Here is a 12,498-nt window from a genome sequence, read left to right as displayed (position 1 = left end):
CATACTGATTTTCGGATAACCGGGCCTAGAGGCCGAGCATTTCCCTTGGATCGAAGGTGACCCGGATGTCGTTCCAGATGTCTTGCTTGCCGGCGGGAACCTGCAGCCCGGCCACGTCGCATTTCTGCACCGCACGGACCGCGCTCTCATCGAACTGCCGGTTGCCGCTCGATTTTTCTACGGACGGACGACCATCGAGCTTGCCGGAGTTGTCCAGGTTGAAGCGCACCACCACGACGAAACTCTCCGAGCCTTCCAGCCCGGCCGGCAGCGTCCAGCAGCCGCCCAGCTGGCTTTCCAGAGTCCCCTGTTCGGACTTCGAGAGCTTCTGGCCCTGATCCTTGTCACCGCCGAGCGAGGCTTGCTGGGTCGAACGCTTGGCGCCGCCGCCGGACGGCTTCTGCTTGTCGAGGAGAGCAGAGATTTCGTCGGCGTTGAACTGCTTGTCGTCGGACTTAGGCTTGGACGACGCTTCCTTGACCGGCTTGTCGGCATCCTTGCGGTCCGGCGCCTTGGCGCTTTCCGCTTGTGCCGGCTGCGGCTTCGGCCGCGCTTCCGGCGCCGGCGCCGAACTCGGCAATTGGGTCTCTTCGGTCGGCGGGTCCTTCGCTATGGCCTCGGCGACCGCATCAGGCTTGACCTCGGGCGTCGGATCGATAGCGGCGGTCTTGTCCTGCGGCGGCGGGGTCGGCGCCGGCTTGGCCGGCGTCGGCTTGGGCTCCACCTGCTTGACCGGCTCGGGCTTGACCTCTTCCTTGGGCTGCGGCGCCGGCGCCACTTCCGTCGCCGGAATGGGCTTGGGCTTTTCCTGTGGCTTCGGCACGTCCTCGGTCTTCGGCGCTTCCTTGGGAGTCGGCGCAGGCGGCGGAGCCGAGGTCGTATCGACCGGCTTGGGCTTGGCTTCCGGCGTTATCGGCTTGTCGGTGTCGACGCTGTTCTCGCCGACCTTCTGCGCATCCGGCACGATATCGGGACGCTGCGTCGGCAACGGCGCCGGCTTTTCATGCATCACGGCCTTCTTGTCGCCCTGCAATGTCTGCGCGATGGCTTCCATCGGCACGATATCGACCGCGACCGACTCGACATCGGCCGACGGCAGCGCGGCCGGAGCCGACAGGGTGAACAGGCCGAAGGCCAGCACCGCCGTGTGCAGGATCACCGATGTGGTGAGGCCGGTCTTCATCGTCTTGTCTACTGATCCTGTTCCTGCAGTGAAACCAGGCCGATGTTCTTGTAGCCGGCGGCCGAAATGCGGGCCATCACCTTCATCGCCGTGCCGTAGTCGGTGGATTTGTCGCCACGAATAAAGATGCGCTCCTCATAGCCGGTCTTCGAGATCGCCTGCAGCTTGGCTACCAACTCCTCGATCGGAATCTCGGTCTCCTGCAGATAGATCTTACCCGCGGCATCGATCGAGACGGTGATCGGCTGCGTGTCGGCGTTCATCGCCTTGGCCTGCGTATCCGGCAGGTCGATCGGCACGCCAACCGTCAGCATCGGTGCGGCGACCATGAAGATGATCAACAGCACCAGCATGACGTCGACCATCGGCGTGACGTTGATTTCCGACATCAGCCCATGGTGACGGCCGCGCCGCCGGTGGCCGCGCCCGCCGCGCCCTGCCATGCCTACGGACATACCCATCTTTTGTGCTCCTCAGGCCTTCGGCGCGACTTTTTCATCGATTTGGCGCGAGAGTATGGCGGAGAACTCGTCGGAGAACCCTTCCATGCGCACCGCTATCTTGCTCGCGTCGGACGACAGTTTGTTGTAGGCGATGACGGCGGGAATGGCGGCGAGCAGGCCGATGGCCGTCGCCAGCAGCGCCTCGGCGATACCGGGCGCGACCACCGCAAGGCTGGTGTTCTTGGAGCCGGCGATGGCCTGGAACGAGGTCATGATGCCGATGACGGTGCCGAACAGGCCGATAAAGGGGGCGGCCGAGCCGGTGGTGGCGAGGAAGCCGAGGCGCCCCTCCAGCTTCTCCATCTCGCGGGTCAGCGCCAGGTCCATGGCCTTGTCGATGCGGGTTTGCAGCCCGAGCGGCGTTTTTGCACCTTTCTCGAAGCTCTTCTTCCACTCACGCATGGCGGCGACGAAAATGGCGCCCATACCTGACGTCTTGCGGTCGGCGAGCGTGCGGTAGAGTTCCTCCAGCGACTGTCCCGACCAGAAGACCTGCTCGAAGCGGTTGAGCGCCAGCCGCATGCGGCCATAGGCAACCAGCTTGTCGATGATGATCGCCCAGGTCCAGACCGAGGCACAAAGCAGCCCGATCATGACCAGCTTGACCACCCAGCTGGCCTGCATGAACAGCGCCCAAATCGACAATTGCGCGCCCGGTTCGGCGAGTGCGATATTTTCCATCGTTACGTCCTTAAGATTTCCGGGCGAAGCTGGCGGCTGGCCCCTGGCATCCCTTGTGGTCGGTTCGCACGAAGCTACCGGGCACCCCAAGTCGAGCCTTTCGCGGCCTTTTCGGGGCAAATATTGGTGAAAGGAAGGCGCTGGATAGCGCCAATCTTCACCAATCTCTTCATGAACCGTTATGGTTAAGGATGGGTTAGTCCGTAAGGCGCGGCGCATTGCCGCGCCCGATGGCGTGGCCGGGGCGCAGACATAAGGGCAGACATAAGGTTTGTGCGATGCGGCTAGAAGTCCGTTTCGTCCACATAATAGGTGGGGTAGTCCTGCCCGCCATAGAGGATACGCAGGATCAGCACCTGCTCCGCGTCGACCCGAAACAGGATCGACGCACGACGTTCGAAGCCGACGACGCGGACGCCGGATCCGACGGCGTCGCGAACGATGCCACGTTCCGGGAACGTGGATAGCGCCATGCATGCTGCCTCAATGCGGTCGATATAGCCACCGGCACGCGCGGCACTGCTTTCCTTTTCGATGTAATTGTAAATGGCAAAGAGATCGGATTGCGCCGAGGGTCTGAAAATGGCCCTATGCGTCACGCGTGGCGACCTTCATCCGGTCTGCATGGTGCTCGCGCAATGCCTTGAACACGTCCTCGGCAGGGATGTCCGCGCGCGGATCGTCGAGAGCCTCCTGCACCTTGGCTCGCATGATGGCGGCGATGACCTGTTCCTCGCGGTCAAGGGCGCGAAGCGCGGCACGCATGACTTCGCTCGCGGAATCATACGCTCCCGACGCCAGGCGGGCGTCGAGGCTGCTCTGCTGGCGTCCGAGCGTTACGCTTATGGGCTTGCTGGTTCTCATGGCGAATGTTTCCTTGCCCCTTCTTCATAGCACAGTGTATGACACTGTCATACTATTTTCTGGCGCGCCACCCCCGCTGAAAACCAGATTGATGAGCTTTAGCGCCGCCAGGGGCAATCCGTTCAATCAGCCTACGCACCAGACCTGGGCATGAACGCCGCGATCCATTCCTTGGGGAAGCGTCTCGGCCGGCCATTCTCGCCTATGATCGCCGCCTCGACCTTGGCTTCGACCAGCACCTCGTCGCCGCGTTTGAGCTGCTGCGCCATGAAGATGCGAGCTCCGGAAATGGCCTCGGTGCGGGTGTCGACGGTCAGGATATCGTCGATGCGGGCGGGGATACGGAAGTCGATCTCCATGCGCCGCACCACCCAGACTATTCTTTCGCCATGCTTGCCATCGGCAAGTTCGGTGTGATGCACGCCGGTGAGCCTGAGATAGTCGGAGCGGCCGCGCTCGAGGAATTCGAGATAACGCGCGTGGTAGACAACACCCGAAAAATCGGTGTCGGCATAGTAGACCCGCGCCATCAGCCGATGCCCGGACGCCGTCAGCGCACCGGAAAGCCCGGCCAGCAGCGTCGCCGATTCACCATGATCGTCCATTGCGCTTCCTTTTTCAGCCGCAGCGAGGCACCAGTCCTCCACGCGACAAAGCATCGGATGGCACTGTTGACGGCGATGATCAAGAGTTTGATGGCGGCGCTGCTGGTGCTCGTGGCCCTGGCGTGGCCCGGCCAGGCGGCGACTTTCACGATGAAGCGTGGCCTCAACCTCGACCAGTGGGTCACCTGGCCCGGCGAGGACCAATGGGGTGACGCCAAGGCCATCCTGCCCTATCCCGAGTGGCGCAAGTTCCTTGGGGAGGACGATCTCAAGGCACTGAAGCAGGCCGGCTTCGATTTCCTGCGCATGCCGGTCGACCCCTCGCCCTTGCTGTCCGACCAGACAACGGCGTTGCGCGACGACCTCTATGCCAGCGTGCTGGACTCGGTGCGCATGATCAACCGCGCCGGCCTGAAGGTGATCGTCGACATGCATCTGATCCCCGCCGGCGGCAGCCGCAAGATCGGTATGGCTGAGGTGATGGACGACCCGCGGACCTTCGAGCTTTATGTCGACATGGTGCGCAAGATGGCCCGCACCCTGGCCGGTGAGGATCCCAAGAAGGTCGCCTTCGAATTGATGAACGAACCGATCGTCGATTGCGACAGCGACGGCACCAGCCTGTGGCCCGACCGCCAGCAGAAATTGTTCGCCGCCGCCCGATCCTCGGCGACGAAACTCACCCTGGTGCTGACCGGCGCCTGCTATTCCGCGGCGTCGTCGCTGGAGAAGATCGATCCGAAGGCCATTCCCGATGACAATGTCATCTGGACCTTCCATTCCTACGATCCGTTCCTGCTCACCCATCAGGGCGCGACCTGGGCCGGCGACTTCATCCCCTATGTGACTGGCCTTCCCTATCCGCTGACCGCCTTGCCGAAGGCGCAGCTCGACATGACGCTGGACACCATCCGCGCCCGGATCAAGGCCGAGGCGCCATGGACACGGCAGAGCGGCCTGCTTGCCTATCTCGACGAACAGGTCGCCAGCATGGACAGCCCCGACAAGCTCGACGGCCTCATGGACGCGCCGTTCAAGAAGGTCGAGGCGTGGGCGAAGGCCAACAGCATCAAGCCGGAAAACATCACGCTGGGCGAGTTCGGCATGATCCGCCAGGAATACGGCAATTCCTACGTGATGCCGCCCGAGTACCGCGCCGCCTATGTCAGCGACATGATCGCGCGCGCCGAGGCGCACGGTTTCTCATGGTCGGTGTGGAGCTATGGCGGCGCGTTCGGCATCGTCGACGCCTTCAACGGCGACAAGGCCGAGCCGGACGTGATGAAGGCAATCCGCAACCTGCGCTGAACCACGCATCAGCCAAGGTCGATCGACAGGATTTCCGGACGCATTCCGAAACGGATGGGCAAATTGCTGAAGCCAAGTCCGCCTGAGACGATCAGGTTGCGGTCGCTTTCCACGACATGGCCGTAGGCGTAGCGATTGCCGTAACGCGACGGCACGATCGGCGAATAACCGAACAGCCGCACCTGCCCGCCATGGGTGTGTCCCGACAGCGTCAGCGAAACCCGCCATGGCACTTTCGGGAAGATATCCGGCTCGTGCGCCAGCAAGATGACAGGCGAGCTATCGCTGACCTTGGCCAGCGTGCCGTCGAGATCGTCCAGCCCCTTGGGCCTGTCGCCCTTTTTGGTCGGCAGCAGGGCCAGCTGATCGGCGAGCCCCGCGATCCAGACACCATGCCCATCCTTTTCCAGGTGCACGGCATCGTTTTCGAGCACCGGAATGCCGACTTTCTCCAATGCCTTTCGTGCAATCGTCGGCCCAATCCCTGCCCGCTGCGCGAAGCCGTCGTTCCACCAGTCGTGATTGCCAAGGATCGACAGCACGCCGAGCGGCGCCTTGAGCCCTGACAGGGCGCCGGCCCATTGCGGTGGCGTCACCCTTTGCGAAACCAGGCGCATGCCGGCGATGTAGTCGCCAAGCAGCACGATCAGGTCCGGTTGCAAGGCATTCGCCTCTTCGACAAGCGATGCGATGCGCTCCTGCGTCATCCACGGCCGGCAGGCATGGATGTCGGCCAGGGCGACGACACGCAGCTTCAACCCCGCCGGCCAGTGCGGCGGCGTCAGCGCATAGCGTTTGACATGCGTCAGCAGCATCGGCTCGATGCCGACCGCGTAGGCGCTGAAAGCGGCGACCGACAGGAACGACCCGCCCATGAAGCGCAGGAACCCGCGTCTGGTTATCATTCTATGGCTCCGGCGCTTCGATCGCGGCGGCGTGCCGCGAGGCAGCGCCGATAAAGTCCACGATTGCGCCGGCAAATCGGCAAAGACGAGTAGATTTTGCGCAGGACGTTCACAGATGCTTGATCATTGGGTCTGGAAACCCGTGCCTGATCATTGGCGCCGCTACTCTTCCTGGAATAGGTTGATCTGCTGCTGCGCCAGATCCATCGGCGCGTCGATGCCGAGGTGTCGCCAGGCATTGGCCGTCAGCACGCGTCCGCGTGGCGTGCGCTGGATGAAGCCCTGCTGGATCAGATAGGGCTCGATGATGTCTTCGATGGCGTCGCGCGGCTCGGACAGGCCGGCCGCGATCGTCTCGATGCCGACCGGCCCGCCACCGAAATTGCGGGCGATCATCGACAGATACCGGCGGTCGAGCGCGTCCAGGCCGAGCGCGTCGACCTCCAGCCGGGTCAGCGCCTCGTCGGCGATCAGGCGGTCGACATGACCGTCGCCGGCCACCGAAGCGAAATCGCGCACCCGGCGCAGCAGCCGGCCGGCGATGCGTGGCGTGCCGCGCGCGCGCCGCGCGATCTCGAGCGCGCCATCGTCGCCGAGCGGCATTTGCAGGATGCGCGCACCGCGCCGCACGATCTGTTCCAATTCCTCGACCGTATAGAAATTAAGCCGCACCGGAATGCCGAAACGGTCACGCAGCGGATTGGTGAGCAGGCCAAGCCGCGTCGTGGCGGCGACCAGCGTGAACCGGGCAAGGTCGATCTTGACCGAACGCGCCGCCGGCCCCTCGCCAATGATCAGGTCGAGCTGGAAATCCTCCATCGCCGGGTAGAGGATTTCCTCCACCGCCGGGTTCAGCCGGTGGATCTCGTCGATGAACAGCACGTCGCCTTCTTCGAGATTGGTGAGCAGTGCCGCGAGATCGCCGGCCTTGGCGATGACCGGGCCGGAGGTCGAGCGGAAATTGACGCCGAGCTCGCGCGCCATGATCTGCGCCAGCGTGGTCTTGCCGAGCCCCGGCGGGCCGACGAACAGCACATGGTCGAGCGCCTCGTTGCGGCCCTTGGCGGCCTCGATGAACACTTTGAGGTTGGCCCGCACCGCCGCCTGGCCGACGAAATCGTCAAGCGTCTGCGGCCGCAAGGTCTGCTCGGCATCCTCGCCGCGTTTTTCGGGAGCAATCAGGCGGGGCGCTAGGCTCATGCCGTCTTCCTCGCATATGGCCGGGAAACGGACAAGCGAGCCCTCACCGCGCCAGTTCCTTCAGCCCGAAGCGGATCAGCTTCGAGGCGTCCGCGTCCTCGCCCGCCGTCTTCAGCGCCGCCGATACCGCATTGGCGGCGGTGTCGCGCGAATAGCCGAGGTTGACCAGCGCCGAGACGGCATCGGTGATCGGCGCGGGCGCCACGCCATCGCCGAGTTCCTGCTTCAGGCCGATGGTTCCAGAGGCGGCGCCGGCATAGGCCGGCGCCTTGTTCTTCAATTCGGTGACGATGCGCTCGGCCACTTTCTTGCCGACACCCGGCGCACGGCTGACCATGGCGATGTCGCGCAGCGCGATCGCATTGGCGAGGTCGGCCGGCGTCAGCGTCGACAGGATGGCAAGCGCCACCTTGGCGCCGACGCCCGGCACATTGTTCATCAGCAGCCGAAACCACTCGCGCTCGAGCTGCGACTGGAAGCCATAAAGGCGCAGCATATCCTCGCGCACATAGGTCTCGATGAAAAGCACCACCGCTTCGCCCGGAGAAGGCAGTGCTGCCAACGTGCGCGCCGAGCAATAGGCGACATAGCCGACGCCATGGATGTCGACGAGGCAATGATCCTCGTCGATCTCGTCCAACGTGCCCTTGAGCTTGCCGATCATTCCGCAAAGCCTCTCATGATGCCAATGCCGCCATCCGGTAGGCAACGCTTTGCCGGTGATGCGCGTGGCAAATCGCGATCGCAAGCGCGTCCGCGGCATGTTCGGTGTCGAAGGTCGCTTTCGGCAGCAGCACCTTCACCATCATGTGGATCTGCTTCTTGTCTCCATGGCCGACGCCGATCACCGCCTTTTTGACGGCGTTGGGCGCATATTCGGCGACGACGAGGCCGGCGCGCGCCGGCACCAGCATGGCGATGCCGCGCGCCTGGCCGAGCTTCAGCGTCGCCACCGCGTCCTTGTTGACGAAGGTCTGTTCGACGGCCGCTTCGTGCGGCATGGCCGCATGCAGAACCTCGGCGAGCCCGTCATGCAACTGGCAAAGCCGCGTTGCCAGCGCCGCCTTGTCCTCGGAGCGCACGGTGCCGGAAGCGACGAAGCGCAAGGAATTACCGAGGCTCTCTACGATGCCCCAGCCGGTGCGCCTGAGCCCCGGATCAATCCCGATAATGCGAATCGCGTCCCCCATCCGGCGAGTTTACCTCCGGCGGACAGCGATGCCAGCAAAATGTGAACAAACCAGAAACGGAGCTAATTGCGGGCGAAAGCCGTGTTGAGCAGGCTGATCTGGTCCGAAACCGGATTGGCCCGGCGGGCCACGGGCTGCATGTCTACCATGGCGCTGGCGCCGTAGATCTCCTCGTCCATGCGGCGCACCAGCGCCTGCAGGCGCAGCGAGCGGGTGACGAGGTCGAGGAAATCGTCGGGCAGTTCGGCCCAGCCGGCCGCCTCGTTATGGGCGGAAGCCGTGTCGAGGCGCACCTTGGATTTTTCCGAAGCGACCTGGTCGCGGGTCATCTCGCCGGAATTGGCCGCGCGCTGCAAAAGCAGCCACGAGGCAACCTGCATCAGCCTGGTGGTCAGCCGCATCGATTCGGCCGCGTAGAGCGTGGCGGCCAGCCGCGACAGCTTCTTGGCCTCGGCCCGGCCCTTGCCGTCGAGATATTCCGCTGCCTGTTCGACCAGGCCCATGCCTTCCTGGTAGAGCGGTTTGAAGGAGTGCGAAAAAACCCGGCGCTCCGCCAGTTTGACGGTTTTCGCACTGCCCTTCGAAGCCTCGTTCATGGATACGCCCCTGCACTTGCAACCGGCCGATTCGGCTCACTGCCGATACACCCGGGACCCTATAAGACTGATGCTTGAAAATGCGCTTCGCCAGGGGTGAAGGCAAGCACATGTTTAACAGAAGGTTAACAGCGATCCCGTGCGCGCAATGTCGCTGGAATGCGGACAAAAAAAGAGCCGCGGATAAGGCGGCTCTCAGGAGTTTAACAGGGAGGCGTCAAACAAAGTGGCTCCAACCACTCGGTAAGAATCCAGATCACTGGATGGACATAGTAAACGCCTGTAAAGCTTAATGGACCCTTAACGGCGCCGATGTTTTTTGACCGAACGCCCCGCTCCTGTGCCGTAACAGCACACGGACCAAACCTCGCTTCAGGCTCGGAGCCTGTTTCGAAATTCGCTCTGGCGAAACCGCGCACCGGGCTGTTGCCGGGAGCCGCGCCGATCGAACCGCCGAAACACAGGCGGTTTTTCGCGACATCGTTCCGAAACAGGCGCTGCGCTAAACGCCCGCTCCTCTGACGGCTGGCGCATGTCCGCTCCGCCGCGGCAACCCGAAAATATTCCAGGAGCAACCGATGGACTGGTATTCGATCGTCAAATTTCTCCACATCGTCTCAGCCACCTTGTGGGTCGGCGGCGGCTTCGTACTGTTTCTGCTCGGTATGCTTGCCGAACGCGCCGGCAACATCGAGGACAAGCTTCAGGCGATGCGTGCCAGTGGGCAGTTGGGCGGGCGTTTCTTCGCACCGATGTCGATGCTTACCTTGCTCTTCGGCCTTGTCATGTGCGGCTTCTGGGTCGGCTTCTCCGATCTTTGGATCATCATCGGCCTGGTCGGCTACGCCACCACCTTCTCGATCGGCATGTTCATCTTCAAGCCGACCGGCGAGCGCATGGCTGCGATGATCGCCACGGAAGGCGTCACGTCTTCCGTGCTTGCCATTGGCCAGCGCATGATGAGCGCGGCACGCTTCGACTATGCGGTGATGCTGGTGATCGTCGCCGACATGGTGCTCAAGCCGACCGCGGATGACATCGGCATTCTCGCCGGCATGGTGCTGGTCCTGGTGACGGGCGCCGTGCTGGCCTTCGGCGGAAGCCGTCGCCTTGTGCCCAGCGCCGCCTGATCCCCCAAACGCTGAGAGCGGCTGAACACCCGCCTCGCCTGCTAGATAAGGCCGGCGACGCCGTCCCACAGCAGCTTCAGCGCCACCACCGCCACCGTGGCGTAGGTGAAGGGGTAGAAAATCTCCGGCCGCATGCGCCGCACCAGCCATGCGCCGGCGATGGTCGACAGCGGCGCCAGCGGCATCAGCGCAGCGGATGCCGTCAGGTTGGCGGTGTCGAACTGGCCGAGCGCGAAATAGGGCACGAGCTTCAACGCATTGGTGGCGGCAAAGAAGATCGCCGCCGTGCCCGAGAGCACCTTGGGGTCGAGCCGGATAGGCAAGGCGTAGACCTGGAAGGGCGGGCCGCCGACATGGGCGACGAAGCTGGTGAAGCCGGCGACGGCGCCCCACAGGGCGGCAGCCACGCGGTTGGGTTCGGCGGCATGGCTCGAGCCATGGCGAAACTGCAAATAGAGCCAGCGCAGCACGAAGATGATGGCGACGGCGCCGACGATGAGCCGCACCGCCTCCTCGGTGACCAGGGCAGCTGTCAGCCAGCCGAGGCCGATTCCGATGACCGCGCCCGGCATCATGTCGACCAGCATCTTGCGGTCGTAAACGCCCCACCAGGTCCACACCGAGACGATGTCCATCAGGCACAGGATGGGCAGCAGGATGGCAGCCGCCTGCACCGGCGGCATGGTCAATGCCATCAGCGGCACGCCGACGAAGCCGACGGCGCCGCCGAACCCGCCCTTGGACAGGCCGACCAGAATGACCGCCGGAATGGCGGCCGCGTAGAACCACGGATCGAGAAGCAGGCCTGACATGGGGAGGGACTGGTCTGGAGGGAAAGCGCGTCAACGGCCTGAATAGCCTAGAATTGCGCGTCGGGCGACTGCAAATCTGGGGCCGCCGCCGCGCACCCGGCCAGTGGCTGGCGCTGGCCCTATCGCCGGGCCGAAACCAGCAGGAACATCGGCCGCTCGAGTTCTTCCGCCAGTTCCGGCCTCGCCGCGATCTGCTCGGCCGTCGGACAGAAATCCTCGACATGCTCTATGGTGAAGCCGGACCGGATCAGGCTGTTCAGCGTGGTGCCCATCGTGCGGTGATATTTGACCACCCCCTTGGCAAGCCAGTCGGTCTTGCGAGGGCCTTCCACCAGATACTGGTCGACGGGCCACGTCTTGCGGCCTTCGGCATCGCTCAGCCAGCCGGGTTTGGTCGGCGCCATGTAGATCGGATGTTCCGTCGAGAAGACGAAATGGCCGCCGGGCGAAAGGGCTCGATGCACAGTCTCGAACAGCCGCGCGACGTCCTCGACATAGTGGAGCGCAAGCGAGCTGTAGGCGAGATCGAAGGCGCCTTGCGGCAGGCTGAGCTGGTCGAGATCCGCCCGCTCGTAGGTGATGCCGGTGTCCCGGCTGGCGGCTCTCGCCCGGGCGAGCATCTTCTCCGACAAGTCCAGCCCAAGGATCTCTCGCGCCCCATTCTCATGCGCCCAGCGGCAGAACCAGCCGAAGCCGCAGCCGAGGTCGACGATTCTTGTGCCGGCGACTTCAGGCAGCATCGCACGCAACGCCGGCCATTCGGCGGCACCCTCCAGGCCTTCGACCGAACGGCCAAGCTGGCTGTAGCCGGCGAAGAAATCCGGCTGGTCGTAGATATTCTGCGCCATGTCTTCCTCGTTGTTCGGGCAATCACCATTCCCGGACAATCATCTGGTGGATGACTGATATTTGGTGGGCTGGCCGCGCATTTCCACCTCGGCCACGCGGAGTCAAGGCAATCAGGCCGACGGTGCCCCGAGCGGTGGTGGCCGCCGGCGGATCGGCTGCGCCTTGATGATGGCGGTGCTGGTCTCGGCCTTGTCGGCGATGCGGTCGAGAATGCCGTCGAGATCACCGATCGAGCGCACGAACAGCCGTGCGACGAAGCAGTCATCGCCCGTCACCTTGTCGCATTCGCCAAACTCGGCAATCTCCTCGATCAGCTTCTGGACAATGTGCAGCTTGCCCGGCAAAGGCTTGATGCGCACGATCGCCTGCAGCGAATAGCCGAGCGCCAGCGGATCGATCTCGACGGTGAAGGCCCGGATGACGCCGCGCTCGTCGAGCCGCCGAAGCCGCTCCGAAACACTCGGCGACGACAGCCCGACCTGGGCCGCCAGATCCTTCAGCGAGGTCCGCGCATCCCTCACCAGTATTTCGAGGAGATTTCGATCGAGATCGTCGAGCATTTCAGATTTCTCACAGATTCGAACCAGATGCCTAATATAATTAGGACATCTATCCATATTCCCTTTCTCAGAAGATAGAAAGCACCCGCATCGCATGAGATTATGCAGCCTC

The 12,498-nt window shown here is 63.5% G+C and carries 16 protein-coding genes; 2 read left to right on the top strand and 14 right to left on the bottom strand.

The features are described from left to right. Positions 1 to 25: 25 nt before the first annotated feature. The 6 genes from LB568_RS09340 to ybgC form a co-directional block, all read right to left on the bottom strand. Positions 26 to 1,183 (bottom strand): cell envelope integrity protein TolA, encoded by a 1,158-nt coding sequence (locus LB568_RS09340; RefSeq protein ID WP_224729952.1) that lies wholly within the window; start codon positions 1,181 to 1,183, stop codon positions 26 to 28. 8 nt (positions 1,184 to 1,191) lie between these two features. After that, positions 1,192 to 1,644: a protein TolR gene (gene tolR, locus LB568_RS09335; RefSeq protein WP_013892535.1), complete on the bottom strand. Its 453-nt coding sequence runs from the start codon at positions 1,642 to 1,644 to the stop codon at positions 1,192 to 1,194. 12 nt (positions 1,645 to 1,656) lie between these two features. Further along, positions 1,657 to 2,367 (bottom strand): protein TolQ, encoded by a 711-nt coding sequence (gene tolQ, locus LB568_RS09330; protein ID WP_023766137.1) that lies wholly within the window; start codon positions 2,365 to 2,367, stop codon positions 1,657 to 1,659. Between the two features lie 284 nt (positions 2,368 to 2,651). Continuing rightward, entirely contained in the window at positions 2,652 to 2,966 is a 315-nt protein-coding gene (locus LB568_RS09325; RefSeq protein ID WP_224729951.1) for a type II toxin-antitoxin system RelE/ParE family toxin, read from the bottom strand. Further along, entirely contained in the window at positions 2,956 to 3,231 is a 276-nt protein-coding gene (locus tag LB568_RS09320) for a type II toxin-antitoxin system ParD family antitoxin (protein WP_224729950.1), read from the bottom strand. The genes LB568_RS09325 and LB568_RS09320 overlap by 11 nt, the downstream gene beginning before the upstream one ends. Positions 3,232 to 3,362: 131 nt before the next feature. After that, positions 3,363 to 3,836, bottom strand: a complete 474-nt coding sequence (ybgC, locus tag LB568_RS09315; RefSeq protein WP_224729949.1) for a tol-pal system-associated acyl-CoA thioesterase — start codon at positions 3,834 to 3,836, stop codon at positions 3,363 to 3,365. Positions 3,837 to 3,893: 57 nt separating this feature from the next. Here ybgC and LB568_RS09310 point away from each other — a divergent pair, with 57 nt between their 5' ends. Beyond that, complete coding sequence (locus LB568_RS09310) at positions 3,894 to 5,144, top strand: glycoside hydrolase family 5 protein (RefSeq protein WP_224729948.1); 1,251 nt, start codon at positions 3,894 to 3,896, stop codon at positions 5,142 to 5,144. An 8-nt stretch (positions 5,145 to 5,152) separates the two neighbouring features. On the opposite strand, the gene LB568_RS09305 is transcribed toward LB568_RS09310, so the two are convergent. The 5 genes from LB568_RS09305 to LB568_RS09285 all read right to left on the bottom strand — a co-directional run bounded on the left by LB568_RS09305 (position 5,153) and on the right by LB568_RS09285 (position 9,035). Beyond that, a complete protein-coding gene (locus LB568_RS09305; RefSeq protein ID WP_224729947.1) occupies positions 5,153 to 6,049 on the bottom strand; it encodes a metallophosphoesterase in 897 nt (298 codons plus the stop codon). Between the two features lie 162 nt (positions 6,050 to 6,211). Further along, positions 6,212 to 7,249: a Holliday junction branch migration DNA helicase RuvB gene (ruvB, locus tag LB568_RS09300; RefSeq protein ID WP_224729946.1), complete on the bottom strand. Its 1,038-nt coding sequence runs from the start codon at positions 7,247 to 7,249 to the stop codon at positions 6,212 to 6,214. 43 nt (positions 7,250 to 7,292) lie between these two features. Continuing rightward, positions 7,293 to 7,913, bottom strand: coding sequence for a Holliday junction branch migration protein RuvA (ruvA, locus tag LB568_RS09295; RefSeq protein ID WP_013892529.1), 621 nt, complete (start codon positions 7,911 to 7,913; stop codon positions 7,293 to 7,295). A 13-nt stretch (positions 7,914 to 7,926) separates the two neighbouring features. Beyond that, positions 7,927 to 8,439: a crossover junction endodeoxyribonuclease RuvC gene (gene ruvC / locus LB568_RS09290; protein ID WP_013892528.1), complete on the bottom strand. Its 513-nt coding sequence runs from the start codon at positions 8,437 to 8,439 to the stop codon at positions 7,927 to 7,929. A 62-nt stretch (positions 8,440 to 8,501) separates the two neighbouring features. Further along, positions 8,502 to 9,035 carry a DUF1465 family protein gene (locus tag LB568_RS09285; protein ID WP_140573080.1) on the bottom strand — a complete coding sequence of 178 codons (534 nt, stop codon included), beginning with the start codon at positions 9,033 to 9,035 and terminating at the stop codon, positions 8,502 to 8,504. A 578-nt stretch (positions 9,036 to 9,613) separates the two neighbouring features. Here LB568_RS09285 and LB568_RS09280 point away from each other — a divergent pair. After that, positions 9,614 to 10,165 (top strand): DUF2269 family protein, encoded by a 552-nt coding sequence (locus tag LB568_RS09280; protein ID WP_224729945.1) that lies wholly within the window; start codon positions 9,614 to 9,616, stop codon positions 10,163 to 10,165. Between the two features lie 41 nt (positions 10,166 to 10,206). Here LB568_RS09280 and LB568_RS09275 read toward each other — a convergent pair whose 3' ends face one another. The 3 genes from LB568_RS09275 to LB568_RS09265 form a co-directional block, all read right to left on the bottom strand. Then, positions 10,207 to 10,977, bottom strand: a complete 771-nt coding sequence (locus tag LB568_RS09275) for a sulfite exporter TauE/SafE family protein (RefSeq protein WP_140573078.1) — start codon at positions 10,975 to 10,977, stop codon at positions 10,207 to 10,209. 119 nt (positions 10,978 to 11,096) lie between these two features. Further along, a complete protein-coding gene (locus LB568_RS09270) occupies positions 11,097 to 11,825 on the bottom strand; it encodes a class I SAM-dependent methyltransferase (RefSeq protein WP_224729944.1) in 729 nt (242 codons plus the stop codon). A 111-nt stretch (positions 11,826 to 11,936) separates the two neighbouring features. Next, positions 11,937 to 12,386, bottom strand: coding sequence for an Lrp/AsnC family transcriptional regulator (locus tag LB568_RS09265; protein ID WP_224729943.1), 450 nt, complete (start codon positions 12,384 to 12,386; stop codon positions 11,937 to 11,939). Positions 12,387 to 12,498 lie beyond the last annotated feature (112 nt).

The sequence above is a fragment of the Mesorhizobium sp. B263B2A genome (assembly GCF_020165775.1).
Lineage (GTDB): Bacteria > Pseudomonadota > Alphaproteobacteria > Rhizobiales > Rhizobiaceae > Mesorhizobium > Mesorhizobium opportunistum.
This window is presented reverse-complemented; position numbering and strand designations above follow the sequence as displayed.